This window comes from Bacillus sp. EB106-08-02-XG196 (assembly GCF_013396335.1).
Classification (GTDB): Bacteria; Bacillota; Bacilli; order Bacillales; family Cytobacillaceae; genus Neobacillus.
Genome location: NZ_JABWSY010000015.1, coordinates 67436 through 91613, shown reverse-complemented (window position 1 = coordinate 91613; position 24178 = coordinate 67436). Strand labels below are relative to the sequence as shown.

20 protein-coding genes, 2 pseudogenes and 3 riboswitches are annotated in these 24178 nt (G+C 39.2%); of the genes and pseudogenes, 17 read left to right on the top strand and 5 right to left on the bottom strand.

Features of this window, described 5'->3' with window-relative positions:
* The first annotated feature begins 2 nt into the window (after positions 1-2).
* Genes purN through purD form a run of 3 tightly spaced genes read left to right on the top strand, consistent with a single transcriptional unit; the run spans position 3 to position 3387 of the window.
* Complete coding sequence (gene purN, locus MLOOGBEN_RS21920) at positions 3-581, top strand: phosphoribosylglycinamide formyltransferase (protein ID WP_179160402.1); 579 nt, start codon at positions 3-5, stop codon at positions 579-581.
* Entirely contained in the window at positions 578-2110 is a 1533-nt protein-coding gene (gene purH / locus MLOOGBEN_RS21915; protein ID WP_179160401.1) for a bifunctional phosphoribosylaminoimidazolecarboxamide formyltransferase/IMP cyclohydrolase, read from the top strand. The genes purN and purH overlap by 4 nt, the downstream gene beginning before the upstream one ends.
* A 14-nt stretch (positions 2111-2124) precedes the next feature.
* The gene (gene purD / locus MLOOGBEN_RS21910) at positions 2125-3387 is read left to right on the top strand and encodes a phosphoribosylamine--glycine ligase (protein ID WP_179160400.1); all 1263 of its coding nucleotides are present in this window, start codon (positions 2125-2127) and stop codon (positions 3385-3387) included.
* Positions 3388-3430: 43 nt separating this feature from the next.
* On the opposite strand, the pseudogene MLOOGBEN_RS21905 reads toward purD, so the two are convergent.
* From MLOOGBEN_RS21905 to MLOOGBEN_RS21895, 3 genes and pseudogenes are all read right to left on the bottom strand, one after another.
* Positions 3431-3610 (bottom strand): annotated as a pseudogene (locus MLOOGBEN_RS21905) (IS110 family transposase); the annotation flags it as partial.
* Between the two features lie 241 nt (positions 3611-3851).
* Positions 3852-4037 carry a tyrosine-type recombinase/integrase gene (locus MLOOGBEN_RS21900; protein ID WP_368737815.1) on the bottom strand — a complete coding sequence of 62 codons (186 nt, stop codon included), beginning with the start codon at positions 4035-4037 and terminating at the stop codon, positions 3852-3854.
* A gap of 204 nt (positions 4038-4241) precedes the next feature.
* Entirely contained in the window at positions 4242-4979 is a 738-nt protein-coding gene (locus MLOOGBEN_RS21895; RefSeq protein WP_179160399.1) for an HAD family hydrolase, read from the bottom strand.
* Between the two features lie 235 nt (positions 4980-5214).
* On the opposite strand from MLOOGBEN_RS21895, the gene MLOOGBEN_RS21890 reads away from it, so the two are divergent.
* Positions 5215-5379, top strand: a complete 165-nt coding sequence (locus MLOOGBEN_RS21890; RefSeq protein ID WP_179160398.1) for a hypothetical protein — start codon at positions 5215-5217, stop codon at positions 5377-5379.
* 733 nt (positions 5380-6112) lie between these two features.
* Positions 6113-7288 (top strand): hypothetical protein, encoded by a 1176-nt coding sequence (locus MLOOGBEN_RS21885; protein ID WP_179160397.1) that lies wholly within the window; start codon positions 6113-6115, stop codon positions 7286-7288.
* 72 nt (positions 7289-7360) lie between these two features.
* On the opposite strand, the pseudogene MLOOGBEN_RS21880 reads toward MLOOGBEN_RS21885, so the two are convergent.
* Positions 7361-7480, bottom strand: a pseudogene (locus MLOOGBEN_RS21880) (VOC family protein); the annotation flags it as partial.
* A 713-nt stretch (positions 7481-8193) separates the two neighbouring features.
* Here MLOOGBEN_RS21880 and MLOOGBEN_RS21875 point away from each other — a divergent pair.
* On the top strand, positions 8194-12333 hold the full coding sequence (locus tag MLOOGBEN_RS21875) for a S8 family serine peptidase (RefSeq protein WP_179160396.1): 4140 nt from the start codon (positions 8194-8196) through the stop codon (positions 12331-12333).
* 492 nt (positions 12334-12825) lie between these two features.
* Here the strand turns inward: MLOOGBEN_RS21875 and MLOOGBEN_RS21870 are convergent, their stop codons facing one another.
* Positions 12826-13215, bottom strand: coding sequence for a hypothetical protein (locus tag MLOOGBEN_RS21870; RefSeq protein WP_179160395.1), 390 nt, complete (start codon positions 13213-13215; stop codon positions 12826-12828).
* A 210-nt stretch (positions 13216-13425) separates the two neighbouring features.
* On the opposite strand from MLOOGBEN_RS21870, the gene MLOOGBEN_RS21865 reads away from it, so the two are divergent.
* The 11 genes from MLOOGBEN_RS21865 to cobJ all read left to right on the top strand — a co-directional run bounded on the left by MLOOGBEN_RS21865 (position 13426) and on the right by cobJ (position 24178).
* A complete protein-coding gene (locus MLOOGBEN_RS21865; RefSeq protein WP_306430760.1) occupies positions 13426-13983 on the top strand; it encodes a M20/M25/M40 family metallo-hydrolase in 558 nt (185 codons plus the stop codon).
* 751 nt (positions 13984-14734) lie between these two features.
* A riboswitch (TPP riboswitch) is annotated at positions 14735-14843 on the top strand.
* A gap of 169 nt (positions 14844-15012) precedes the next feature.
* A complete protein-coding gene (locus tag MLOOGBEN_RS21860; protein WP_179160394.1) occupies positions 15013-15585 on the top strand; it encodes a thiamine phosphate synthase in 573 nt (190 codons plus the stop codon).
* Between the two features lies 1 nt (position 15586).
* Complete coding sequence (gene thiO, locus MLOOGBEN_RS21855) at positions 15587-16726, top strand: glycine oxidase ThiO (RefSeq protein WP_179160393.1); 1140 nt, start codon at positions 15587-15589, stop codon at positions 16724-16726.
* Positions 16723-16926: a sulfur carrier protein ThiS gene (gene thiS / locus MLOOGBEN_RS21850; RefSeq protein WP_179160392.1), complete on the top strand. Its 204-nt coding sequence runs from the start codon at positions 16723-16725 to the stop codon at positions 16924-16926. The genes thiO and thiS overlap by 4 nt, the downstream gene beginning before the upstream one ends.
* Before the next feature lies 1 nt (position 16927).
* A complete protein-coding gene (locus tag MLOOGBEN_RS21845; protein WP_179160391.1) occupies positions 16928-17695 on the top strand; it encodes a thiazole synthase in 768 nt (255 codons plus the stop codon).
* A complete protein-coding gene (locus MLOOGBEN_RS21840; protein WP_179160390.1) occupies positions 17692-18711 on the top strand; it encodes a thiazole biosynthesis adenylyltransferase ThiF in 1020 nt (339 codons plus the stop codon). The genes MLOOGBEN_RS21845 and MLOOGBEN_RS21840 overlap by 4 nt, the downstream gene beginning before the upstream one ends.
* A 304-nt stretch (positions 18712-19015) precedes the next feature.
* Positions 19016-19209, top strand: a riboswitch (cobalamin riboswitch).
* A gap of 250 nt (positions 19210-19459) precedes the next feature.
* Entirely contained in the window at positions 19460-20128 is a 669-nt protein-coding gene (locus MLOOGBEN_RS21835; protein WP_179160471.1) for an energy-coupling factor ABC transporter permease, read from the top strand.
* Between the two features lies 1 nt (position 20129).
* Positions 20130-20411 (top strand): energy-coupling factor ABC transporter substrate-binding protein, encoded by a 282-nt coding sequence (locus MLOOGBEN_RS21830; protein WP_179160389.1) that lies wholly within the window; start codon positions 20130-20132, stop codon positions 20409-20411.
* An 18-nt stretch (positions 20412-20429) separates the two neighbouring features.
* Entirely contained in the window at positions 20430-21209 is a 780-nt protein-coding gene (cbiQ, locus tag MLOOGBEN_RS21825; protein WP_179160388.1) for a cobalt ECF transporter T component CbiQ, read from the top strand.
* A gap of 30 nt (positions 21210-21239) precedes the next feature.
* Positions 21240-22094, top strand: coding sequence for an energy-coupling factor ABC transporter ATP-binding protein (locus MLOOGBEN_RS21820; protein ID WP_368737813.1), 855 nt, complete (start codon positions 21240-21242; stop codon positions 22092-22094).
* A 144-nt stretch (positions 22095-22238) separates the two neighbouring features.
* A riboswitch (cobalamin riboswitch) is annotated at positions 22239-22416 on the top strand.
* A 139-nt stretch (positions 22417-22555) separates the two neighbouring features.
* Positions 22556-24178: a precorrin-3B C(17)-methyltransferase gene (cobJ, locus tag MLOOGBEN_RS21815; protein ID WP_179160387.1), complete on the top strand. Its 1623-nt coding sequence runs from the start codon at positions 22556-22558 to the stop codon at positions 24176-24178.

Below are 24178 nucleotides of genomic sequence, written 5' to 3'. Positions count from 1 at the left end.
GTATGAAGATTGCGGTTTTTGCTTCTGGTACAGGTTCTAATTTTACAGCGATTTTGGAAGCCATCCAGTCTAAAAAAATTACGAACGTTCAAGTCGCTTTACTAGTCAGTGACCGCCCTCAAGCCCTAGCAGTCCAGAAAGCAAAAGATCATTCAATCCCGGTGTTTACTTTTAATGCGAAGGATTATCCTAACAAACAAGCTTATGAAGAAGAGATTCTTGAAAAGTTAACCCAAAGGCATGTGGAGTTTATCGTGTTGGCTGGCTATATGCGACTGCTGGGTCATGTTTTACTCAATGCTTATGGTAGAAAAATCATTAACATACACCCATCCTTATTACCCGCTTTCGCAGGAAAAGATGCCATTGGCCAAGCCCTCGATTATGGGGTAAAGGTGACGGGTGTTACCGTCCATTATGTAGATGAGGGAATGGATACAGGTCCTGTTATTGCACAGCGAGCCATTACAATCGATTTAGATGAGACAAGAGAAACCTTAACAAAAAAGATTCAAGAGCAGGAGCATAGCTTGTTACCGGAAGTGATCCAAAGTCTTGCGAATAAGGAGGCAGCAAATTGAAAAGGGCCTTGATAAGTGTGTCAGATAAAACCGGAATCTTGGAATTTGCACTGGAATTACAAGCCCTTGGAGTCGAAATTATCTCAACGGGCGGTACAGCCAAAATGTTGGCTGAAAAAGGCGTGAAGGTAACAGGGATATCGGAGGTTACTGGTTTCCCGGAAATATTAGATGGACGGGTGAAAACCCTTCACCCCAATATTCATAGCGGTCTTTTAGCGATAAGGGATAAGGAAGAACATCGAAAGCAAATCGAGGAACTGGGCATTCAGCCGATTGATTTAGTTGTGGTGAATTTATATCCCTTTAGAGAAACCATCTCAAAACAAAATGTCACATATGAAGAAGCGATTGAAAACATTGATATTGGCGGTCCGACCATGCTGCGTTCATCAGCTAAAAATCATGCCTTCGTTACGGTTGTAGTAGATACTTTGGATTACCCTGCCATCTTGAATGAAATGAAAAATGGCGGTGTCACTATTGAAACGAAAAGACGCTTGGCAGCGAAGGTATTCCGTCATACTGCTGCTTATGATTCCTTAATTTCAAATTATTTAACGAAGCAAATAGGGGAAGAATGGCCGGACCAATACACCGTTACATTCGAGAAAGCCCAAGATCTGCGATACGGAGAGAACCCTCATCAAAAAGCGGCGTTTTATCGTAACCCATTAGCAAAGTCCGGAACATTGTCCACCACTGAACAATTACACGGAAAAGAATTGTCATACAATAATATCAATGATGCCGATGCGGCTTTAAAATTAGTAAAAGAATTTGATCAGCCGGCTGTGGTGGCGGTGAAACATACAAATCCATGCGGAGTGGGTATCGGAAAAACGATCTATGATGCTTATCAAAAGGCTTATGAATCTGATCCAGTTTCCATCTTCGGAGGGATCATTGCCGCTAACCGTAAAATTGATAGGCCAACAGCGGAGAAGATGAAAGAAATATTCCTTGAAATTATTATGGCACCTGATTTTGATGAAGAGGCATTGGCCGTGTTGAAGGAAAAGAAAAACCTTCGCCTACTTCGAATTGGTGATGTAAGAATAGAAACAGAACCAGAATGGCTGCTTTCTTCTGTTTCAGGAGGAGTATTAATTCAAGAAGAAGATGTAAAGCAAATTCGTTCGGAGGATCTTCGAGTGGTAACCGAAAGAAAACCTTCGGAAGAAGAGTTGGAACAGCTTCTTTTTGCATGGAAAGTAGTGAAGCATGTAAAGTCCAATGCTATTGTGCTGACAAAGGATTTTCAAACAATCGGTGTTGGTGCTGGTCAAATGAATCGGGTAGGTTCGGCGAAGATTGCCATTGAGCAAGCGGGAGCAAAAGCAGCCGGTTCTTTCCTAGCTTCTGATGCCTTCTTCCCGATGTCGGATACCGTCGAGGAAGCGGCGAAAGCAGGTATTACTGCCATCATTCAACCAGGTGGGTCAATTCGAGACGAAGATTCGATTGAAGCAGCAAATAAACATGGAATCGCCATGGTGTTTACGGGCATAAGACATTTTAAGCACTAGGAGGGTAAGACGAAATGAAGGTGTTAGTTGTAGGGGGAGGCGGCCGTGAACATGCTATTGTTTGGAAACTGTCTCAAAGTCCTAAAATAAAGAAATTGTATTGTGCTCCTGGCAATCCTGGAATTGCAGAATTAGCTGAATGCGTTTCGATTGCTGTTTCAGAAATAGAGAAATTAGCAGATTTTGCAAAAAAAGAACAAATCGATCTTACTTTTGTAGGACCAGAAGAGCCACTTTCATTGGGAATTGTAAATTATTTTAAAGAGCACAGATTAGCGGTCTATGGCCCATCAAAGGAAGCGGCACTGATTGAGGGAAGTAAGGCGTTCGCTAAGGAATTAATGATAAAGTATCAGATTCCAACTGCGAAATATGCGGCATTTACAAACTATGAAGAGGCACTAGACTATGTTCGCAGCGAAGGGGCACCCATTGTGATAAAGGCGGATGGTCTAGCTGCAGGAAAAGGTGTTGTTGTGGCAAAAAGCTTAGAAGAAGCTGAGGACGCACTTAAAAGTATGATGAAAGATGTTACGTTTGGTGCGGCAGGGGTGAGGGTGGTTATTGAGGAATTTCTCGAGGGGGAAGAGATGACCCTGCTCTCTTTTGTGAATGGGTCTACTGTGAAACCAATGGTGCCATCACAGGACCATAAGCCAGTGTATGATGGTGACAAGGGACCTAATACAGGCGGTATGGGAACGTACGCTCCTTTGTCGCATATTGATTCCTCCATAACTGAGCGGATTATTGAGACAATCGTCCAACCAACCGCCGAAGCGATGGTTGCAGAAGGAGTGCCTTATGAGGGAATTCTCTATACAGGTTTGATGCTGACAAAAGAAGGGCCAAAAGTCATTGAGTATAATGCACGGTTTGGCGATCCGGAAACCCAGGTTGTGCTTCCTTTATTAGAAACAGATTTAGTTGACATTGTGACTGCCAGCCTCACCGGGGAATTAGAAAATATAGAGGTGAAATGGAAAGACAAGGCGGCAGTTTGCGTGATTATGTCTTCCACTGGGTATCCCGGACCTTACGAAAAAGGTGAAGTCATTTATGGATTGAATCAAGTCGTTAATCCATCAATTATTTTTCATGCGGGAACCGCTGAAAAGGATGGCGAAATCATCACCAGTGGCGGCCGTGTTCTAGGAGTGACTGCTGTTGGAGAAACGCTCAAAGAAGCACGAGAATTAGCTTACCAGTCAGTAGAAAAGGTATCTTTTAATGGTGCTCATTACCGAACAGATATAGGATCAAAAGCATTCCATTGATTGGTTTGTAATCTTAAAAGGGTTTGTGAAACGGGATGTTATAGACCGAAGGTTGATGACCACCAGCTGAACTCGCTACTTCATGAAGGAACTCTAATAAACTACTTAAACCATCAGTATTGTGTTTGATACTAAAGCTCTTACGATATGGTTTGCCTTTATCTAAAAATGCTTGAACCTGACTTTCACCTTTTGAAACATCCAGACCAATGACTGGATTCATAATCAAATCTCCTCCTCTGTAGTTAACAATTGTCGGTATTCCCTAAGGCTTCTTATAATGACATAGGTTCGCTTGTTAAACGGGATCCGTGTCCCAACCAGCCTGAAACATGTTTATACAAGTAGGGGGTGAACAGTTTAGCTAACGGGATTAATTCCCACGGGTGCGACGTTCTACCCCGACTACCGTTATCATAAGACCATATGAAAAAAGGTCAACCAGAAAAATGGCTAACCTTATATTACGAACGGGTGCAATAGTAAAATGGCAGCGGAGTCCGTTGCCTTTCCATTTTTAAAAATATTTTCGATAAACATTCTCTTCTAATGCTTCCACTTAGCTGTGCATAAATCCTAGTGGTCTCACTTTTTTCGTGACCTAGTAAACTTTGAATAACATCAATAGGAGCTCCGTTGTTTAATCTGATTTATAAGAAACCAAATAGCAAGTGGAGAAAAATAGTCCGTTTTTCTCCACTTGCATATTTTAGGCACTTGTCAGGCAGCCCCTGTTAAAGTCACAAAGTTAAAGAAAAAAGCCGATCTTCCAACTACTAACCAAGGGGAGGTAAGAAGTTTTTCCACTTTCAAGAAAAGTGGGGTGTACTAAACCTTGCTCTTATTCTATTCACTTACATCATTTGATCTTGGATACGGTTATAAATTACATCAGGAACTTCCTGTAGTGAATCTACTGTTATAAAATCACTACTATGCTCAACGTTTACTTCAACCATGTTATATTTCCATTCGTTTTCTGCCGGAATGTATATGGCATGGATATCCATTTCCAGTGCTGGGACAATATCCGTTCTTAATGAATTTCCATCCATCCATGTTACATTGGGATCAGCCTTAATGGTTTTTAAAATATCGGATAAAGCTGTTGTATCTTTATGTTCCGAAATAAAAATGCGATGTTCAAAAAAAGTAGTCAATTCTAACTGGGAAATTTTTCTGCGTTGATTAGCCTCATCTCCTCCTGTGTGCAAATATAATTCATGTCCCTCTTTTTTTAAGCGTTGTAAAGTTTCATTCATGTACGGAATAGGTTCAACAGGGATCTCGAACACCTTAAAACCACACTTTCTTAAATATTGAATTTCATCTTTTTTCTTTTCCCTCCCTGTTAAGTCACAATAGTATTTATAGGTACCAACAAATGACTCGGGAAACCGCTCAGACTTTAGACCGTGCTCACTTATTGCTGCAAGATCAAGTTGAAGCTGTTTTTGTTTTATATCTTCCTCGGTAATCGAGTCAAACCACACCATCATTTGGTCAGCGAACTCGTCTATAACTAGGCTAAAATATCTATTACAGTATGATAATGTGTCATCAAGGTTAAATAAGATGTTTTGTTTTAGCATTTTTAACTCCTTCTCAAGTATATTGCTTTAACTATTGTTCCACTATGACTCAGTTAATATTTACTGAGATAAGTAAGCAGGATTTTTAACTAACGGATTGCGTTTCTGTAATATGTAGTGACGCTTTGTCACTAACTGGGAGGTTAGTGCAAAAAAGAAAAGGGAGTTGTTCTGTATATTTTTCAACATACATCAAAGAATAAAAGATGAAAGAAAAACAATGGAGGAATAGACAATGAAGGAAAGTAATCGAAATCCTGAAAATAAAATGAAAATATTTAAAAACATAAATCAATCAGCTTTAAACTACGTGCAGCCAGCTATTGAAAATGCCGCAGAGTCGTCTCGAGACGCAACTCAAAACTTAGTTAACAATACAATCAATAACCAAAAAAGGTAATAGTCTAAGTCATTAACACTTGTGATTCCTCGTAACACTATCAGAGGTAGATTATTTAGGGACTGGCAGGGTGAGGATATAATTAAGAAATAAAAGCGTAATAGACTGATTATCTTATAGAGCCAGCATTCAAACCAGCTTGATGACCCAGAAATCCAAAAAGCAAGTGGAGAAAAATGGTCCGTTTTTCACCACTTGCTTATTTTAGGCACTTATCAGACAGTCCCTATAAAAATCTTATTTATATTATTTCGTTTTTTCGTAAATCTAAATACTGAACGGTCTTTCTATCTCGATCAATCTGAACAATTAATTGGTTTTTATTAAATTAATAAATGATTTGTTCACAAGTGGCACTTTCATAGCAGCTGACGATTTTTATTTCATTCGGGTTTAGAATCATATTAGACGGAGAAATTTCGCTTAATTAGTAAATATTAGTAAAAAATAGCTTAAATAAACGGAGAGATTCCGCTTATTGACCCGAAAACATGCAAATGGAGGATTTTGCTTTGCATAACCGGAAAACCTCCCCTTATTTCCCCCGAAACAGGCTCCATTCCGCATTTAACCGGAAAGTCTCCGATTATTTCACTTTCGCTGGTTACTGGTGCTCAAATCAACAGCCTTATTTAACAGAGCCATTAAATAAATGGCGATCTCTGCTTTTTTGTATCGTACTGCGAGGCAAGTTTTATTCGTTTTTGAATAATAGGTTCCGGAGGTCAGGTTGATGCATAATGGCAGCATTTTTATTATCAAAGAAGATAACACGTTAGTGAAAATGGAGGAAACTTCTTATGACTCTGAGGAGATTCTTCAAGAACTACTAGATAGCTATCCTGATCTCCTTGCGGGTGATCAAATGAATCGGGAAAACCCGAGAAGATGGATACCGCTTGCTAGAGAGTTTGGGATACCTTCGGGAATGAATGGAACTTCCCAATGGCGCATTGATCATTTCTTCATTGATCAGGACTGTATACCCACATTTATTGAGGTAAAGCGGAGCTCGGATACCCGAATTCGAAGAGAAGTGGTGGGGCAGATGATGGATTATGCAGCAAACGCCACCAAGTACTGGCCAATTGAGTTCATCCAAAATGCTTTTACAGAAAAGTATGTAAAAGATGGGAAAGATTCGATTCAGGTTCTGAACGACTTCCTTGGCATAGAAGCAGAAGACGAGGCGGACATTGAAGAATTTTGGTCCAAGGTTCAGGAGAATCTGCGTAATGGTGTAATCCGAATGGTATTTGTAGCAGGTGAGATTCCAGAGGAATTAAGAAGAATTATTGAGTTTATGAATGACCAGATGACAAAATCGGAGGTCCTTGGTATTGAAATTAGACAATTCTTAAATGTAGACAATAATTTCAAAACACTTGTACCGCAGGTGATTGGTTTAACCACCAATGCAAAACTAACGAAGAAGCCAGCTTCAAAACACCAATGGAATGAAGAACTTTTTATGAATGAGATTAGTAATAAACTAGGCAATGAGGCAAGAGAGGTCTACCAGGATATTTTCAATCATCTTTCAAGCGGCACTTATCGTATATGGTATGGCCAGGGTCAAAAAAGTGGCTCGATTTTCTTTTTATATGAAGGTGTAAATAGTCATAACTTATTTTGTATGTGGACCTATGGTGCATTTGAACTTCAATTTCAGCATTTGAAGTTTCATCCACCGTTCTCAGAGTTGGAAAAGAGAATGGAGTTTCAATCTAAATTAAAGGAATTATTGGGTGTTGAACTCACAGATAATAGTTTAAACAAACGGCCTTCATTTTCATGGGAAAAATTAAAAACCGAGGATGCTAGAAAGAATTTCTTTGAAATATTGGATTGGGCTGTAAAAGAAATAAAGATCTATGAGAAGGGGAATCTAAAGGGGTGGGAAATTTGAAATATATTATTGTGTTGCTTTCTTTAATGTTATTAGTTGCATGTAGCGATGAAACAACATCTAAAAATCCTGAAGTAATAACCAGACTCTTCCACCAGTTTGATTACCAACAAATGGTTCTTGTTCTGGCTTTGAGGCCCTTGCTAATAAGATCGAAGTGCCAGTTGAACCAGGTGGTGCAACGACTACCCATCACTTACTGAAATTTTGTTTACACATGCAATGATTAAAGTATTTGATACATAAAGTACTTCACCCTAAATCCTCGTAGCACTAATTGATTTTTAGAATTTCCCTTAATTGTAATCTACATTCAGAGTAAAGCAGCATTCATAGACAGTTAGTTCTATTAATCATGAATGGTGATTTTGGTACAAATGTCCTGGTTAAACTTCTATTCCACGATACGAGTCCCTAGTACTATCTATCGATTTGATTCTATTAAAATCGTAAGAATTGATAGAATGATTTTAATTTTCAGTTTTTCCCCCGAGGTTAAAATGTATTGCATTCATAACTTGATAATTTATTACAAAATTTCACCCATACACCTTAAAAATATGCTATTTTTCACAGGTTTTCGTGCTTTATTGACACGTATTTAAAATATTTTTTAGATGAATGGGTCAATGGAATCGCATGGAAATCCCCCAATTGACGCTGTTTTAAGGAGTAGGTACAATGTGAATTGCAATAATTTTCAGACAGAAGGGAAGGGGATGTGATTTAGAAGAAATAATATTCTCGGGCAAGATGGCTCTAATGCCAAATTGAAAAATGTAGGAGGAATTTTGTTGAAATCAAAATTGTTAAAGCGCAATTTCTCAGTTCTATCGCTTTTTACGCTTATAATACAATAATTTCGTTACGATCTTTACAAATTCTTAGCAAGAAAGAGGGAGCCTATGAAAGAGAGAAAATATCGTTGGTATAGTAAAACATCGAAGACTTCAACTGCCATTGCTTTATCATTGGGTTTACTTTTCCTATCCGTCCAGTTTGGGAACGGACATGTTTCGGGTGCAACTGGTAAATCAGCGGAACAAATCTTAGCATCGCTCACCCCAGAACAACAAGCGGCCTTAAACCAACTCGAGATGACAGAAAACTATGGCTTGCAGGGATTTTCAGATGAAGATCTGAAATCAGACAAAGATATTTCTGTTATCGTACAATTTAAGTCCAAGCCAGGAAAAGTAGCTGTATTAGAGGCCGCTCTGAAAGGCAAAAAAGTAACCAAACATGAAGCCAACGAACAGGTAGATCAAGAACATTCCACATTCCAAAGTGATCTGGAAAAAATCTTACCTGCTGCCACTTCTTCTTCAGAAGTCAAAAGTGCAGAACCTTCTTATAAAATCACCCGTTCCTACAAAACTTCTTATAACGGGGTGGCTCTTACCCTTGCTGCGAACCAAGTAGAGGCGTTGATGAAATCGGAAGTGGTCCAATCCGTACACAAAAATATCACCTTTACGGTAGAGCCCCCTTCCATCGCACAGGAAGAATCTAATAACGCTTCGACGCAATCGGCTAGTGTTCCCTTTGTAGGAGTAGACAAGCTTCATGCGGAAGGAATCACAGGGAAAGGCGTAAAAGTAGGGGTCATCGATTCAGGGGTCGACTACAATCATCCTGATCTAAAAGATGCCTTCAAAGGTGGCTATGACTTTGTCGATAATGACAACGATCCGATGGAAACCACCTACGCAGATTGGAAAAAGTCAGTTGACCCGGAATTCAATAGCGGAATCTCCTACTACACGGAGCATGGGACTCACGTATCTGGAATCATCGTCGGTCAAGCTAAAAACGATAGTGAAGTCTCTGTCAAAGGAGTCGCTCCAGATGCTGACCTCTATGTGTACCGTGTCCTTGGACCATATGGTAGCGGTACTTCGGAAGCCGTATTGGCGGGGATCGACCGAGCCGTTGCCGATGGCATGGATGTCATTAACCTTTCCTTGGGAGCAGGAATTAACGATCCATACTTTCCAACGAGTACAGCCGTGAACTATGCGGTATTAAGTGATGTCACTGCCGTGGTGGCTGCGGGTAACTCAGGACTTAACTCTTACACTCTCGGCTCTCCTGGAACTGCTGCACTCGCTCTCACCGTTGGAGCCAGTGATGTATCCATTTCTAATTCGTCCATGAAAGGGGCGATCGGAACACTCAGTGGGCTGGAACTGCGTAACATGGCGAAATCCTTCACTGATAACCTATCTACTCTAGAAGGAAAAAGTTTAGATCTAGTAGACGTAGGTCTTGGTGGTAACGCGAATTACACGGGCAAAGATGTGAATGGCAAAATCGCTTTCGTTGCTCGGGGAACATATGCATTTACAGATAAAGTGAAGTTTGCGAAACAACATGGCGCGGCGGCTGTCTTAATGTATAACAACGTACCGGGCCATATTCCTACTTACTTGGGAGAAGATCAAAACTTTATTCCTACTTTCTCTCTTACTCAAGAGGATGGACTCAAGGTGAATGAGCAACTAACTGCAGGAAATAAATCCTTCACATTTAGTAATTTAACTGTAACCAAAACACAAGGGGACACCCTAGCTGATTTCAGTTCTCGTGGACCAGCCAAAAGAACCTATGACATCAAGCCAGAAGTCACCGCTCCTGGAGTCAGTGTGATGTCTTCTGTACCCGCTTACATCGGGAACCATGACGCACCAACCGATTACAAATATGCGTATGCTCGTTTCTCAGGTACTTCCATGGCGACGCCAAATGCGGCTGGTGTAGCAGCACTCTTATTACAAGTCAATCCAACGTTACAGCCTGAAGATGTAAAAACAATCATGATGAACACCGCTGATCCACTGAATGGTTCCTACAGTGTATTTGAAGTGGGAGCAGGACGCGTGGATCCTTATCAAGCCGTTCATACGGGGATGAAGATTCAAGTACAGGATACGACCCTAGTTCCTAACGCTGATGTAATCACTACTATCAAAGAAAAAACAGGTGGCATTGCGTTTGGCACTCATTATGCAGGTGAAGATCTTAGCGTTACCAAAAAGTTGAAATTTCAAAACCTAACTGATAAAGTAAAGAATTTCAATTTGAACGTTCAGTTCCAAGCGGTGAAAGGTAGCCTAGATGCCGTAGCCAACCAGGTACAAGTGAAATTCCACCCAACCTTAACAGTGGATCCAGCTTCTACCGAAAGTCTACATGTTACCATCGAAGTACCTAAAGCTGCTGCTGAAGGAATTTACGAAGGTTACCTCTTAGTGACCAACCAAGAGGATCAAACCGAGCAATATCGGATTCCATTTAGTGTTCGTACAGCGGAAGACAACTTCAAAACACTGGATATCGGAGATAGTAATATCTTTTCCCCAGCCTACTATCGCTATGATCACTATGGTAAATTTAATACACATTCTTTGGTTTATGCGCTAATGAACTTGAAAACACCGATGAAAACCATGGACATGATCTTAGTAGACTGGAAATCGGGGCAAGAGCTTGGTTTCGTTGGACGACACAATCTGGTTGGAAAAAACATCGATACAAACTATGCACTAGTTTTGTTTAATGGAAACTACTATCCGTTTACAGTCGATGGAATCTCCACAGAAACAGTACAAGCAAAACCGGGGCAATACCAACTGAAAACGATTACGACTACTGAGGCTGACAAAGTTCTTACCAAATCCTTCGATCTATTAGTAGATATTGATCTACCTACTTTTACAAGCTCATTGGATCAAGAGTCTCCGATCCTTGAGTACAAACCAGGTCAAACTACTTATCCATTTGAAGTGCAAATCTATGACAAAGAAATTGAAGCGGCAAAACAAGCAGGGATGGCAGTTGACCAATCCAAAAACTGGCTCGAGTGGTACCGGAACAGTCCATTACCCCACCCTGTCCGTATGGACACAGCGGGAAAATGGAAAGAAGAAATACTGATGGATGAAAAAACTCCGGTCCTAAGCTTTAAGATGGATGGATTTGATGGAGGTGGGAACATAGGTGGAATGAAAGCCTACTACTTTGTTAAAGAAGGTACTCCATTTGCTTATGGAACCAGTAAACAAAAATCGATCGCATTAGGGGAAACGATTACCACTACCCTCACACTGGACAATGTACAAAAATTAAAGTCAGCCACTTGGAATTTGTTAGACTATGACTATTATGTTCCTAAATTTGGCACTCAACTAGAAGTGGTTGAGGCAAAACCCAATGCAGCATTAAGTGAGTTTGGTGAAGGAACAGTAACCGTTACCTATACGAATGGAAAACCATCGATCAAACTAGATGTAGCATCTACGAAAGAAGTTTCTGGCAAAATCCCTGCTGTAGACGTAACTATTAGGGTGAAAGATACTGCATACACTACAGTAGCAGGATTTAATGCAAATGTTTCTTATGTGAATGAAGCGGGCACATCAACCAATCTCTTCTTTGCACCATTTTCTTGGAACGTCACCCCTACGTTCTCTGAAGCATTTGGCTATCTTACAGCAGAAGGTTTTAGAAAGTATGTATCTGGTCAAGTTATAGTCTGGGGTAAAAAAGATTGGGTTCAAGCTGGGGCTAAAGTAATCTTTTCCGATGCTATGGGTAAAGTCTACGATGCAACTATAAATAGCAGATTCCAACCAGAGTTCCTTGTGACTAAGCTTCCGTTAACCGATCAACTATTTACCAAAGAAGTACACCTACCCGGGCACTTTATTACGATACAAAAAAATCAAAAAGTTGGCTTCTTACGCAACGGTGTGTGGTATGGGCAAAATATGTACATTGACAACAAAGAAGCAGTAGCAGGTGATGTAAACCAAGACCAAGTAATCGACATTTACGATGCACTGGCGATTCAAGAAGCTTGGGGCACAAATAAACGCGAAGCAGATATTAACTTTGATGGTATTGTTAATGCAACAGACATCGGATTTGTCAAAACCAACTACTTAAAAGTAAATCCAGATGTAGAAAACACGCCAAAACCTGCAGATAATGTGAAGAGTAAAAGATTAGATGATATTTTAAGAGAACTTGGAGTTACACCTTAATTCAATTTGCTTTGGGAGTCCTGATCAGATCAGGACTCTTTTTTTTTATCATTTTAGCTCTTATTTGGACTGATAGCATGGTCCACAATAAATTCTCCATAGGCTTCAAACGTTTCATTAGACTCTAAACGTTGATTGATACAAATTATACTTATGCAGTTGGAAATGAAGGTTTAGCACCAAATGATCGAAAAACATACCAAATAATGTCTCCTTACTATGTAGATGTAAAAGGGTGTGAATACTTTATATCTGATTATGAGTAATAGAAAACTAATGTCAGAGATAAACACGAGTGTCTGAATTGGTCACTTTTTCTTGTGTGGACCACGGGAAAAAAATAAAAGCAACCCGGAGGCTGCTTATTACTTTACGTAGAAACTACTCTTGATAATAATAAATCTGAAGTATATTCTCTGTGTCAGTGACCATGTAACTCATCTCATTAAACTTGCTACCATAAAGCTCCTGAGCCTTAGCCTCCACCTTGAATTATTCAGTCCAATCCATGAAATACTCTAGGCTATAGCCTTCAAAATGGATAAGAATCATATCTCCACCTACCCAGTAATCAGGAACATACTCTACCTTAGTAACTCCTCTACTTAGAGTCTCCTCAGTAAACTTTTCAAGCTGAACCTCTGCTCCCAACGGAGGTTCAATTATAGGTGGAGGAACTTGACCTTCAATCTTCTTAACTTGTCCATATCCAGTTCCTTTACCACCATATTCTTTACCAACCGCTTTACCGTTGTTAGTTTTGTCAGATACATTAGATACGTCATATGTTGTGTTACCACTGATTTGTTGTTTTTTTGTGTCAGTTTGATTACATCCAGTAAGTGCTAAAGCTAATACAAGTACAAGTCCAAGAAGTCTCATTATTTATTAAATACTTCCACTTTAGTTAGTACTCAAATAGTTTTCTTAATTTCGTTGTTTCTATTCAATAAAGAAGGTATCTAACTATCATTTGTACATTGCGCATACTTGTATGGATTTGTAACTTATAAAATACAAAATAAACCTTTGGCTCAACATCTTTGGGATTTTAATTCAAAGGGATATATTTCCTTAATGAAATTAGGGAAAATGATATACCAGTCTCTTTTATTCAACAAGATAACGGGAGGGGAAACAAATTATCCATATCCTGAAAAAATCAGTTCTCGGCCAACATTAGAATTAAACGGCATATGGGGCGGATTTCAGGGGGAAGGTACAAAAACCGTAATTCCAAACGAGGCACATGCCAAAATCACTTGCCGTCTAGTCAATAATCAAAATCCCGAAAAAATCCAGGGCTTAATCAAAAAGCATTTAGAAGAACAAGCACCAAAAGGATGCACAGTAAAAGTAACACTTCAAGATACAGGTAATCCATTCTTAACCCCAATCGATAGTCCGATGATCCAAAAAGCGGCTGAAGCCTATGAAAAGGTTTATGGAAAAGCATCTGTTTATAAAAGAGAAGGGGGCTCCATTCCGATTGTATCGGATTTCAGCCATACCTTAAATTCTCCTGTTGTCTTAATGGGATTCGGCTTGCCAGATGAAAATCTCCATGCTCCGAATGAACATTTTAACTTAGAAAACTTTGATAAAGGGATCTTAACGATCTGTTCGTTTTTAGAATTAATCAATAGCTAGGAAAGGGAGGGATCGAATAGCATCCCACTTTTTTTCGGTACAAGTGTCAAGCTACTTCCAAATTTCGGTTGCATTTTTCTAAAAAGGACTAACCAATCGAGGTTAGTCCTTAATTTCTAGCTATATTAATTAATGCTTCGCCTTCAGTTTGGAATTCATTACCAGTATATTTATTGGAAGGTTTAGGCTTAATAAAAAAAATGAAATAAGGTGTGATTACGTTGACAAGAGAGAGTGTCAACAACTCTAACTCCGTCAGCTTCTTCAACTATCTTTACGCCTTTCGTTAATTTTACCGCTTTATCGACGCATTTTGTACCGAAACTGACAAGGGCAACCTCTCCAAAAGCGCGCCCAAACCGATTGGATTGTATCGGATTTCAACCAAGTCTTAAATTCTCCTGTTGCTAAAATAAAAACTAGATTTATTTTCATGACTGGTTTATTTTTATCAGAGGTATGAGGGAACACCTTTGTTGGCTGTCAATTTTCTGGTTAAAATGATGATTTAGAGGGAGCAAGCCTAGAATCATAAAATATGGTACTGGCTATGTTAGACGATCTCTTAAATAGTAACCAAAAATTAGCAACGGTTTTACAAGAAAAGTGCTAGGGGTATCCCTTTGATGGGCCCTTGCACCTTTTTTTCTCTTGTTATTCCCACGAATAAACAAAATCAGAAAATTGACATTTCTAATCAACGTGCTAATATTATCCATGTAGTGTAATTATTTCAAATGAATAGATGAATCAAATCCGCTAGAGGTGCCTTTTTAAAAGGCTGAGATTGAAGTGCTACTTCGGGACTCTATGAACCTGATCTGGGTTATACCAGCGTAGGGAAGTGGGAAATTCGATATTTGGAGAGCGAATGCTTTTATTTCAAATTTTTCGACCACTTTCTTACTATAGGAAGTGGTTTTTTGTTGTTTCCTTGATTTCATAGAACAGTAGAATCTTCAAATAGGAGGGACTTGTATATTAACGAGTGTTAAAGGGAACGAGTTACATATTATATCCAATGGTAAAATGGCAATCGAACAGTTAGGGGAAATTGTAAGTGATATTCATCCATATATAACGGCAATTCATATACGAGAAAAACAAAAAAGTGCTAGGGAATTATTTCAAACCGTCGAACTTTTAACAAAAAATAACATACCACTATCAAAGATCATGATTAATGACCGGGCAGATGTTGCACTCGTAACAGGGGCCAGAGGCGTTCAATTAGCCTTTCATAGTTTAGATACAGCCAGTGTAAAAGAAAACTTTCCTCAACTTAGGATAGGGAGTTCTATCCATTCCTATCAGGAAGGTCTAAAAGCAAAAGAGAAGGGTGCAGATTACGTTCTATACGGACATGTTTTCCATTCTCAATCAAAACCAGGTAAGAATCCAAAAGGTCTTGAGGAATTAAAAATGCTTTCAAATTTAGATATTGATGTGATTGCCATTGGAGGGATCACATCTGATAATACGGAGCAGGTTCTAAAGGAAGGGGCAATAGGGATTGCTGTCATGTCAGGTGTTTTAGATGCGCGTGACCCATTATTGGCAGTAAAGGCTTATCGTAAGGCATTAAATCATGGAGGTGGATAAATTGGAAAATTCATTTGATGTTGCCATAATCGGAGGAGGAATTAACGGAGCCTCGATTGCCTATCAGCTATCAAAGATAGGAAGAAAAGTAATCATAATTGAGAAGAATCAATTGGCTTGTCAAGCTTCAAGTGCAGCTGCGGGAATGCTGGCAGCACAAGCGGAGCTGGAACAAGACGGCCCCTTATTCCAGATGGCTTTAAAAAGTCAGAAGATGTTTTCTGATCTCTCTAGTGAGTTATTTGAATTCAGCGGAGTCGATATCGAGTATGTGAATAAAGGAATGTTAAAAATTGCAGAATCCGAAGAAATCGCATTAGCAGTAAAAAAACAGGTCACCTTTCAAAGAAAATGGGATCCAGCAATAAAATGGCTGGATACAAAGGAATTAAGAGAAATGGAGCCATCCCTGTCACCCAGTTTAGCTGGTGGGATGTACCTCCCAAATGATGGTCATGTGCAGCCAGCAAAGTTAACACAAGCTTTTGCAAAAGCAGCTGTCCATTTTGGGGCGGAAATACGCCAAAATACGGAGGTCCTTTCTTTTAAATTTGAAAACAGTCAGGTGAGAGGCGTTATAACCACCAATGGAATCGTAAACTGTGATCAAGTTGTCGTTGCCACTGGAGCTTGGTCTGCAAAATTAATGCGTGAATCAGGAATTGATATTAGCGTGTTTCCAGTGAAAGGCGAATGCTTTTCGGTTAGGACGGAAAAGCCGATGATCAACACAACGATTTTTTCAGATAAACGATGTTACCTCGTACCAAAACGGAATGGGGAAATTTATATCGGTGCGACCATGATTGAAAATACATATGATAGCTCCGTTACACCTAAGGGTATCGCAAGATTAATAGAAAGAGCCACTCAACTGGTTCCGGAGATTAAGGATGCTGCATGGGAGCGAGTATGGTCTGGAATTCGACCTCAGACAGGAGATGGACTTCCTTATATTGGTGAGCATCCAAGATGGAAGGGGTTATTTGTAGCTGCTGGGCATTTTAGAAATGGGATTTTATTAAGCCCTATGACAGGGAAACTAGTAGCTGATTTAGTAGCAGGCAGTTTGCTAGATGAGGATCTACTCTCAGCTTTTCACTTAGAAAGACCCAAAGAAACAATAGGAGGTATAACATGAGGGTAATATTAAATGGGGAGTTAATCCAATTACCAGAACATGTAGTATTTATTTCCGATGTTCTGAAACATTATGAAATCCATAATAGGGTCGTTATTGTGGAAGTAAACGGTGAAATCGTAAACAAGGTAGAACACCAAAGTACTAGATTATCAGATAAAGATCGAATCGAAATAGTCCATTTTGTAGGAGGCGGTTGATATGTTAAAAATCGGTTCATTATCCTTTCAATCTCGTTTGTTACTTGGAACGGGAAAGTATCCAAGCTTTGACATCCAGAAGGAAGCGGTGGAAGTTTCTGAAGCAGAAATTCTCACATTTGCGGTTAGACGAATGAATATTTTTGAAGCAAGCCAGCCGAATTTTTTAGAACAGCTGGATACCAATAAATATAGGTTGCTGCCAAATACTGCAGGAGCGAAAACAGCAGCAGAGGCTGTCCGGATCGCAAAACTAGCAAAAGCTTCAGGCCTATGCGATATGATTAAAGTGGAAGTGATCGGCTGTGATAAAACCTTACTTCCTGACCCGATTGAAACCCTAAAGGCAACGGAAGAATTGGTGAAGGAAGGCTTTATTGTCCTCCCCTATACCTCCGACGATGTAGTTTTGGCTAGGAAACTTCAAGAAGCAGGCTGTCATGCGATCATGCCAGGGGCCTCGCCGATAGGTTCTGGTCAAGGTATCATCAATCCTGTCAACCTTAGCTTTATTATTGAACAAGCGGTTGTTCCTGTTATCGTGGATGCTGGTATTGGCTCACCAGCTGATGCTGCATTGGCTATGGAAATAGGAGCCGATGGTGTGTTATTAAATACGGCTGTATCAGCAGCCAAGGATCCGGTAAAAATGGCAAAAGCAATGAAATTAGCGATTGAAGCTGGACGATTAGGCTATGAAGCCGGCCGAATCGAGAAAAAGAGATATGCTGCAGCAAGCAGTCCAAAGGAAGGAATGAGTATCGGGTGAATAATCGGTACTCACGACAAGAACTATTTTCACCTATTGGTAAAGAGGGACAACAACGAATTTTCAATAAGCATGTACTCATAATAGGAGCTGGGGCACTTGGAACAGCAAGTGCCGAAGCACTCGTCCGTGCTGGGATTGGTAAACTAACCATTGTGGATCGTGATTATGTAGAATGGTCTAATTTACAGCGGCAGCAATTATATACAGAGGATGATGCCAAAAATCGAATTCCAAAAGTAATCGCTGCTAAAAATCGCTTAACAGACATTAACTCTACTGTGGACATTGAGGCAATCATTGCGGATGCCTCAGTCGCAGAGCTTGAAACGTGGGCTGAAAATGTGAATCTTATCATTGATGCCACTGATAATTTCGAAACAAGAATGATCATAAACGATGTTTCACAAAAGGTTGGAGTCCCATGGATCTACGGTGCTTGCGTTGGAAGCTACGGAATATCCTACACCATTATTCCAGAAAAAACGCCTTGCCTATCTTGTATACTAGAAACCGTTCCGCTAGGAGGATTAACGTGTGATACAGCAGGAATTATTAATCCAGCGGTTAACATGGTTGTTTCTCTTCAAATAAGTGAAGCATTAAAAATTTTGGTTGGTGATTGGGATTCATTAAGAAACAAACTGGTTTCTTTTGATTTATGGAAAAATCATTATACTTCCATAAATGTAGATAAACTGAAAAATGAGGATTGCCCTACTTGTGGCGTAAAACGCTCTTATCCATTTTTATCCTTTGAAAATCAAACAAAGTCAGCTGTACTTTGTGGAAGAGATTCTGTCCAGATACGACCTTCCGTTCCTGTTGTACGTAATTTGGAAGCTTTAGAAAAACTATTCATGAATCAAAGGGGAACGGTACAGCGAAATCCTTACCTATTATCTTATACAGTGGATACTCACCGATTAGTCATTTTTAAAGACGGAAGGGTTTTAGTGCATGGAACAAAGGATATTACTGAAGCAAAGTCGCTATACCATAAATACTTGGGTTAATTAGCATGAACAACCGCTGACTTTTGATTCGTAGTCATAAAGGTGCCTGTCACTTCTCGAATGCGACAAATTTCGAATAGTGACAGGAATTTTTATATAGACTTCCTATATTTAATCAGGGATATTTTGTTTGAATAATTGGTGATGTAACACCGATTCTGATAGAGGAGACTTTACCTTATGGTGTCCCTATCACTGAGAAAGCTTTTAAAGGGGATGGTTTTCCTGTTGTTACACTAATAGTAGGTGTTTCAAGAAAATATGGTAGACAAGAAGCGTCTGTTAATATACTATAAAGAAAATCATATACATATTTTAAACAGGTGTTATGCATGTAAGAATGTATAGCTTAATAGGGAAGTTCGGTGAAAGTCCGACACGGTACCCGCCACTGTAATCCGGAGCGACTTGCACAATGTCACTGCTTTATTTTAAAGCGGGAAGACGCAAGGAGCATCGATGGTAAGTCAGGAGACCTGCCTGTTTAGAAAGTACGACGTGACCTACGGGATATAGGGATGTGTTTACGGAGACGGAAGTATGCTTTTTTTATGAATAAAGCAGAACATACCAGTGTTTTTTGTGAGCATTTAAACCCAACAGGTTTAAATGCTCTTTTTAGTTTGGTTACTATTTTAACGATGGAGGTAAGTTTAAAGTGAAAAAAAGATCATTATGGTTTTCATTTGTTGTACTGTTAGGTTTAACAAGCTATTTTTGGACGAATTCTTATCGTCCAGCCTATGCGATGCATATTATGGAAGGATTTCTACCATTGGGTTGGGCTGTTTTTTGGTGGGGGATCACCATTCCATTTGTTGCCGTTGGAATACGATCGATTACGAAGAAATTAAAAGAAAATCCTGAACTGAAATCAATCCTAGGTCTGTCTGGTGCATTTGCATTCGTATTATCTGCGTTGAAAATTCCTTCAGTGACAGGTAGTTGTTCCCATCCAACGGGTGTAGGATTGGGGTCAATTTTATTTGGTCCAACGGCGATGAGTGTTTTAGGAACAATAGTCCTTTTATTTCAATCACTATTGTTAGCACATGGTGGAATTACTACTTTAGGCGCGAATGCATTTTCAATGGCTGTCGTTGGACCTTTACTTTCTTACGGAATATACAAGTGTGGAAGAAAAATGAATGTATCCGTCGCCGTTTCAGTCTTTTTAGCTGCAATGTTAGGGGATTTGGGGACATATTTAGTGACATCGGTTCAATTAGCTCTAGCTTTCCCTGCTGAGATAGGTGGATTTATGGCTTCATTTGTAAAGTTTGCTAGTATCTTTGCTTTTACACAAGTACCTTTAGCGATTAGTGAAGGCTTACTTACGGTTATTGTGATGAACTTACTCCAAAAATATAATATGACAGAATTAAATCAATTACCTACACTGAAGGAGGTAAGGTAACATGAGAAATTTAGTATTATTTTTATTCGTGATTCTATTAGCAATTATTCCTTTAATTTTTTTAAAAAATGCTGAATTTGGTGGGGCAGACGGGCAAGCGGAGGAAGTGATTACCGAAGTAGCACCTGACTATGAGCCTTGGTTTAATGCCATATGGGAACCACCAAGTGGAGAGATTGAAAGTTTACTATTCTCGTTACAAGCCGCTCTCGGAGCCATCATCATCGGTTATGTCATTGGATATGGAAAAGCTAGAAAAAAGTATTCTTCATCCAAACAATAGCAGGATGAAGTGAATACTATGATAAAAATTGATGATTATGCTTATATCAGCGGATTAAAAGATGTTCATCCCGTTGAGAAGGTCAGCTTTGCGCTGATCTTTCTCTTTTTTACCATTCTTTCAAAAAATATTTCGGTGTCTTGTTTTACCTTTACTGTAATGAGTATTTTGATACTATTCAAGGCGAAAATCCCGTTTATGGCATATTTGAAACTTCTTTTCGTCCCTTTTGTTTTCTTAATGACAAGCTTGGTTGCCATAATATTTTCCATTGCACCTATTTATCTAGAAGATCTAGAGGTGCTTTGGATGGCTAAAATAGGATCATGGCAAATCTATATTAGATCAAATAGTATCCAACAATCATACGAACTAGCTACAACGATATTAGCAAGTGTGAGCTGTTTATATTTTCTTGTTTTATCAACTCCTCTTAATCAATTAATGTGGATATTAAAAAAAGTAAAACTCCCCACCGTTTTTGTAGAATTAATCGGGATTACATATCGATTTATCTTTGTTTTATTGGAAAAGATGAATGAAATTTATATTGCACAATCTAGCAGGCTAGGCTATCAAAATTATAGAAGCTGGTTTTCTAGCGTAGCACAACTTATTGTCAGCCTTTTCATAAAATCGATGCACGCAGCAAAAGAGCTTCAAATTACAATTGATAGTCGAGGTGGAGATGAACATTTGTATGATGTGGATTTATCCTTGGGCTATAGGCGAGGGCATTTTGTCATTATTTTTATTTCGTTTGTAACACTTTTCTTGATAGAAATTATGACAAAATAATGAAAGAACAATGAAAAGGAAGTATGTAGAGTGAGTGAACTAATAGTAACGTTAGAACAAGTTTCTTATCAATATGCAGATGGAACGATGGCATTGGATCAAATAAATCTTTCCATTGAAAAAGGGAAGAAGATCGCATTATTAGGGAACAATGGCGCTGGGAAATCGACACTATTTCTTCTTTTGAACGGTATTTTAAAGCCAACAAATGGCTGCATTTTATACAATGGAAAGAAGTTGACCTATAAAAAGAAAGAGATTCAGCAATTAAGGCAGCAAGTCGGTATTGTGTTCCAAAATTCTGAAACCCAGCTATTTTCATCTACTGTCTATGAAGATATTAAGTTCGGTCCAAAAAATTTAAATCTAACCACCGAAGAAGTAGAAAGACGTGTAAAGGAAGTCATCACATTAACAGAAACGGAGCCGCTTAAAGATAAGCCCCCTCACTTTTTAAGTATCGGACAGAAAAAAAGGGTAGCAATTGCAGGAATTGTTGCTATCGATCCTGAATTAATGGTTTTAGATGAACCAACAGCTGGGCTTGATCCTTACTATTCAAAAAGAATGTTGGATCTATTGGAAAAGATTCATCATCGAAACCGGACGATTCTATTGTCTACACATAATGTAGACCTAGCTTATGAGTGGGCAGATGAGGTCATCATCTTAAACAATGGGCATTTGCTAGCTCAAGGAAAACCAGTTGAGGTTTTTAATAAAAGAGAAATACTCGAAACAAGCCATTTACATAAACCTTGGATTATGGAAGTGTTTGAAAAATTACAAAGAACGAATTTATCCAATAAAAAGTATCCGAGGTCAAAAGCAGAACTGTTTGAAATGATGGAATCATGTATAAATGGGACCAGCATTCAAGTTTAAGGTGGAACTCTGATGAATGATCTCGGTTTATTGATGCGTAATTTTTTGAAAGCACCATTTCACCATAAGAAGGAGCGTTTATTAAATTTTCAAAAGAAATAGTTTGTTAACTTTCGAGATTATATGGTATAGTTATAAAAAATTTAATAAATACTTTAAATGAGTGCTCACATTTGTGAGGTAAAAGGGAAACTAGTGAAAGTCTAGTACAGCCCCCGCTACTGTAAGAGCTGATGAAATTACAATGCCACTGAGAAATCGGGAAGGTGTAAGAGTAAAAAGAAGCTTAAGTCAGGAAACCTGCTTATTTAAACGACACTTGCTTTTCGGAGGGAGAAGTATAGGCGGGACAATGATACCTATTGTTTTTGTGTTTCAGTATGCTTTTTTTATACTGCCATTTCACATGCCTGTATTCCTTTTAAAAGGAGTGCAGGCATTTTTTATTTGGAGGTAAGTCTATGAAAAAGGGAAAAATTTTTGTTGTTGGCTTCGGTCCCGGTGATCGTGAGCATATTACAAATCGAGCTGTAGTGGCATTGCAGCAAAGTGATAGTATTATTGGCTATAAAACATATGTGGAGCTAATTGAACCTTTCGTAACAGCAAAATCCATTGTCAGTACGGGTATGACAGAAGAAGTGTCACGTGCACAGGATGCAGTAAAGAAAGCTGAAGCAGGTCATATTGTCTCTGTGATTTCCAGCGGAGATTCAGGCGTTTATGGTATGGCTGGATTAGTGTATGAAGTGCTGATTGAGAAGGGCTGGACTGAAAAAGAAGGAATTGCGGTAGAAATTGTTCCAGGTATTTCAGCCATTAATTCTTGTGCAAGTTTATTGGGTGCGCCTGTCATGCATGATTCCTGCACAATAAGTCTCAGTGACCATTTAACGCCTTGGACCGTAATAGAAAAGCGCATTGAAGCAGCTGCGATGGCGGATTTCGTTATAGCTTTATATAATCCGAAAAGCGGTCGACGGACACGCCAAATTGTAGAGGCACAAAATATTCTATTAAAATATCGTTCTCCTGAAACACCGGTGGGACTTGTGAAAAGTGCCTATCGTGAAAATCAAAATGTAGTGCTGACCACACTGGCTGAAATGCTTGAACATGATATAGGAATGCTGACAACGGTTATTATCGGGAATTCTTCAACTTTCTTTTATGACAATAAAATCATTACCCCTCGAGGTTATCAGCGTAAATATACGTTAGGGGAAGAGAAGCAAAGCTTAAAACCGCATCAGCGTTTAAAAAAGGAAGCTGAACCATGGGCATTAAATCAAGAAACAGGGGAAGCACAATCTGGTTATGAGCCAATTCAAAGAATTAAACAAGAAGCCAGCTCATTAGATTTGGCCATAAAGGCTTTATCCATGGTGACTAAATCGGAAATAGACTATCCGCATTTTGTTCAGCAGCAGATCGAAAATATATTTGAATTTGCTGTTTCACCTGGTGTTGCCAATAAATTTATTAAGCCTGAGCAAATGCGCGTATTAGCAGAAACCATTGGCGAGACAGGCACCATGGAATATACACCGGATCATCGTTTTTTATTAAAGATTCCAACAGAACAGCCTGAATCGATTGTTGAAAAGCTTGAACAAAATCATTTAATCGTCATGCCTGTGGGCGATGTTTTAAATGTAAAAGCTTGTGATTTTTGCAACGGTGAAAAAGCAGAATCAATTCCATATGCAGAAGAAATAGGAGCAAAATTGGGGGGCTTAAAGCTTCCAAAAGAATTACATATTGGTTTCAACGGCTGCGGTATGGCCTGTTATCGGGCAGTATTCGATGATATTGGGATCGTTTACCGCAAGAAAAAATTTGATTTATTTATTGGCGCAAAGCCGGTTGGCCGTACAGCCCATGCTGCACAGCCAGTAGCAGAAGGAATTGAACCAGATCAACTGCTGCCGTTATTAACGAAAATTATAGAAGAGTACAAACAAAATGCCCATCCAAATGAACGCCTTTTTAAATATTTTAAACGAGTGAAAAGAATTCAGTATTTTAACTATCAGGATATGAGCTCCAAAATTGAGGTCGAGCCGGCACCATGTGGAGATTAG

Coding starts and splice junctions, on each gene's coding strand:
- MLOOGBEN_RS21895 (WP_179160399.1), bottom strand. CDS start 4,979: ATGCTAAAACAAAACATCTTATTTAACCTTGATGACACATTATCATAC.
- cobJ (WP_179160387.1), top strand. CDS start 22,556: ATGAAAAAGGGAAAAATTTTTGTTGTTGGCTTCGGTCCCGGTGATCGT.
- purD (WP_179160400.1), top strand. CDS start 2,125: ATGAAGGTGTTAGTTGTAGGGGGAGGCGGCCGTGAACATGCTATTGTT.
- MLOOGBEN_RS21835 (WP_179160471.1), top strand. CDS start 19,460: ATGCATATTATGGAAGGATTTCTACCATTGGGTTGGGCTGTTTTTTGG.
- MLOOGBEN_RS21865 (WP_306430760.1), top strand. CDS start 13,426: ATGATATACCAGTCTCTTTTATTCAACAAGATAACGGGAGGGGAAACA.
- MLOOGBEN_RS21875 (WP_179160396.1), top strand. CDS start 8,194: ATGAAAGAGAGAAAATATCGTTGGTATAGTAAAACATCGAAGACTTCA.
- MLOOGBEN_RS21845 (WP_179160391.1), top strand. CDS start 16,928: ATGTTAAAAATCGGTTCATTATCCTTTCAATCTCGTTTGTTACTTGGA.
- MLOOGBEN_RS21890 (WP_179160398.1), top strand. CDS start 5,215: ATGAAGGAAAGTAATCGAAATCCTGAAAATAAAATGAAAATATTTAAA.
- MLOOGBEN_RS21885 (WP_179160397.1), top strand. CDS start 6,113: ATGCATAATGGCAGCATTTTTATTATCAAAGAAGATAACACGTTAGTG.
- cbiQ (WP_179160388.1), top strand. CDS start 20,430: ATGATAAAAATTGATGATTATGCTTATATCAGCGGATTAAAAGATGTT.
- MLOOGBEN_RS21870 (WP_179160395.1), bottom strand. CDS start 13,215: ATGAGACTTCTTGGACTTGTACTTGTATTAGCTTTAGCACTTACTGGA.
- MLOOGBEN_RS21860 (WP_179160394.1), top strand. CDS start 15,013: ATGGCAATCGAACAGTTAGGGGAAATTGTAAGTGATATTCATCCATAT.
- MLOOGBEN_RS21830 (WP_179160389.1), top strand. CDS start 20,130: ATGAGAAATTTAGTATTATTTTTATTCGTGATTCTATTAGCAATTATT.
- thiS (WP_179160392.1), top strand. CDS start 16,723: ATGAGGGTAATATTAAATGGGGAGTTAATCCAATTACCAGAACATGTA.
- purN (WP_179160402.1), top strand. CDS start 3: ATGAAGATTGCGGTTTTTGCTTCTGGTACAGGTTCTAATTTTACAGCG.